Raw genomic sequence first — 2,965 nt, forward strand, 5'->3', positions numbered from 1 at the left:
CTATCTGGAAAAGGTACTGGATGCTGGGTTGGCTAAATTGACCTCAATTTAACAATTTGTTCACGCTCTCACCCTGACCAACTAAGCGGTCAAAGTAATGTGGATAAATATGTAAAAGAGGCCCCCTCCATCCAGACTGGAGCAGAGCAGAGCAGAGCAGAGTTATTATTCTGATAATGGGTGAAAGTCAGAACATCGATAACATGTCAGCATTTGGCTACAAACTCGACACGACCCCCTACTTGCGCGAGCATTCCAACGAGGGAGTATTGAAGAAAACTGATCACAACCATTTAAGTTGGAAACTGGCAGATCAAAGTATTCAATGAGTTAACGATACCAAATGTGACATTTAAGTTGGAAACTCAAAAGTAATACTACATCTGCTCCGTGAGCAAACAGGACATTTAAGTTGGAAAACAGGCTCTATTTGACGTGATGGGGAGGGTGCGAACAAATCCTTGACACGAGATCATCAGATTTTCTTAGTACCATGGATGAGAACCAACGTGAGCCATCAACTGACCTTCGCTGACTACGAGTTCAATGGCAAACACCGCCAGACCCGCAAAGAAATCCCCCTCTTGTTCGGATCTCCCTAATTTATCAAAGGCTATGCACATACACATTTTCAAGAATATTTGTCGCGTGAAAAATAAAAATCACTGGCGATAGATTTAAAATTACTACCGTTAGTACTGCCCCATAGACAGCATCATTTATTATTACCCTGGATGGACATATATTTTTCATCTAATTGTGCAGAGAATCCAACTATTAATGATTTCAGCCCGAAATGGAAGGCCGTTTCAGCAGTGGTTCTCGTCTGAACATTAAATGCCTCCTGTAATAATGGTGGCACAGCGTCCATCACTGTATTGTATTCTGTCGGGTTTGTGGCTTGCTCTTCCAATACTGCACCCAGCGTAAAATGGCTGATAGATTGCAGAATGAAAAGAGCCTCCTCGACCGAAAACCCTGCATCGCATAGACAGCGTAGTTGCGCCTCTGCTTGTTCAAACTGGGGGGGCGTAGGAGAGGTCCCTATATGCAATCGGGCTCCATCACGATGGACCAATAATGCTTTACGGAAACTCAGAGCATTTTCCTGGAGAAACTGCTGCCAACTCTCAGTCGGTAACGGTACTGAACGGGTGTGATGCTTCACCAGTATTGCCTCTGAAAGCATGTTCATAAGGGTCTGCTTGTTGCGCACGTGCCAATACAGAGTCGGTTGCTCAATTTTGAGGGACTGCGCCAGCTTACGCGTAGTCAGGCCCTCTAGCCCCTCTCTGTCCAGCAGGGTGAGCGCCATTGAAATTACGTCGTCCAAGCTTAGTCGTGCCATCACTATCTCCTTTCGCTGTTGACAATCTATCACTGATAGAGTTACTTTTCAAACCCTATCACCGATAGAGAGCGTTAACTATGAACCGCACTGTGATGATGGCACTGGTCATCATTTTTTTAGATGCCATGGGGATTGGCATAATTATGCCTGTCTTACCGGCGTTATTACGGGAGTTTGTTGGAAAGGCTAATGTTGCGGAGAACTACGGTGTTTTATTGGCGCTGTATGCAATGATGCAAGTGATTTTTGCCCCTCTTCTCGGCCGCTGGTCAGATCGCATAGGTCGTCGCCCTGTATTATTACTTTCACTTTTAGGTGCAACACTGGACTACGCATTAATGGCAACAGCCAGCGTAGTGTGGGTGTTGTATCTGGGACGCTTAATTGCTGGTATTACCGGTGCGACTGGAGCTGTTGCAGCCTCAACAATTGCCGATGTCACACCTGAGGAATCCAGGACACATTGGTTTGGTATGATGGGTGCCTGTTTTGGTGGCGGTATGATTGCTGGACCAGTCATTGGTGGTTTTGCAGGTCAACTTTCGGTACAGGCACCGTTTATGTTCGCTGCTGCTATTAACGGGCTGGCATTTCTGGTCTCCCTATTCATTTTACATGAGACCCATAATGCTAATCAGGTTAGTGACGAGATAAAGAATGAAACAATCAATGAAACCACATCCTCCATACGCGAGATGATCTCCCCATTATCGGGATTGCTAGTTGTCTTTTTCATCATTCAATTGATTGGCCAAATCCCTGCAACATTATGGGTTTTATTCGGAGAAGAGCGCTTCGTATGGGATGGCGTAATGGTCGGTGTTTCATTGGCTGTGTTTGGGCTTACACACGCACTGTTTCAAGGACTTGCTGCTGGTTTTATCGCTAAACATTTGGGAGATCAGAAAGCTATCGTGGTTGGCATCTTGGCTGATGGCTGTGGCCTACTTTTATTGGCAGTCATTACGCAAAGCTGGATGGTTTGGCCAGTTGTGCTGTTACTCGCTTGTGGTGGCATAACTCTTCCCGCTTTGCAGGGAATTATATCTGTTCGTGTCGGTCAGGTAGCACAAGGACAATTGCAAGGGTTGCTGACCAGTTTGACACACCTCACGGGTGTAATCGGTCCACTTATTTTTGCATTTTTGTATAGTGCAACCCACGAATCTTGGAATGGTTGGGTGTGGATAGTTGGATGCGGATTGTATGTAGTTGCACTGACTATACTGAGGTTTTTCTATCCCGGCAGGGCTGCCCACCCGAAAAATCAGAGCAATTCACAGCCATTTCTTTAAATGGTAATGGTAACTGTATGCCCCCAATTCCTAGACGTGAAACCGACCGTTGCACAGCATCAGAAATTGTGAATGTAGCACATTGGACTACTACGAGAACCTACAATGCAAGCCATACTATTTGAGTAGTATTAACGCTACTCCATAACGACTGTCGCCATACTGAAAGTATGGTAAACAGAATAAAGAACTGTCTTCCACAATTGCAAGCCACCATGCCAATCTGTCAGCGCATAATGCCCATTCATATACAGGACCTTAAGAAAACACTTCATTTGAAATTCCTTCTAAGGTCCTGTTCTGTATCGATTTTCGCTGC

The 2,965-nt window shown here is 45.3% G+C and carries 3 protein-coding genes; 2 read left to right on the forward strand and 1 reads right to left on the reverse strand.

From position 1 onward, the window contains the following. Positions 1-173: 173 nt before the first annotated feature. Positions 174-329: a hypothetical protein gene (locus OKC30_RS21580; RefSeq protein WP_442865848.1), complete on the forward strand. Its 156-nt coding sequence runs from the start codon at positions 174-176 to the stop codon at positions 327-329. Between the two features lie 386 nt (positions 330-715). Here OKC30_RS21580 and OKC30_RS20360 read toward each other — a convergent pair whose 3' ends face one another. Continuing rightward, positions 716-1,348, reverse strand: a complete 633-nt coding sequence (locus OKC30_RS20360) for a tetracycline resistance transcriptional repressor TetR(E) (RefSeq protein WP_017411289.1) — start codon at positions 1,346-1,348, stop codon at positions 716-718. 80 nt (positions 1,349-1,428) lie between these two features. Between OKC30_RS20360 and tet(E) the strand changes: the two genes are divergently transcribed. Beyond that, a complete protein-coding gene (gene tet(E) / locus OKC30_RS20365; RefSeq protein WP_017411290.1) occupies positions 1,429-2,646 on the forward strand; it encodes a tetracycline efflux MFS transporter Tet(E) in 1,218 nt (405 codons plus the stop codon). The last annotated feature ends 319 nt before the right edge of the window (positions 2,647-2,965 follow it).

Source organism: Aeromonas sp. QDB18 (genome assembly GCF_027705325.1).
GTDB classification, from domain to species: domain Bacteria; phylum Pseudomonadota; class Gammaproteobacteria; order Enterobacterales; family Aeromonadaceae; genus Aeromonas; species Aeromonas caviae.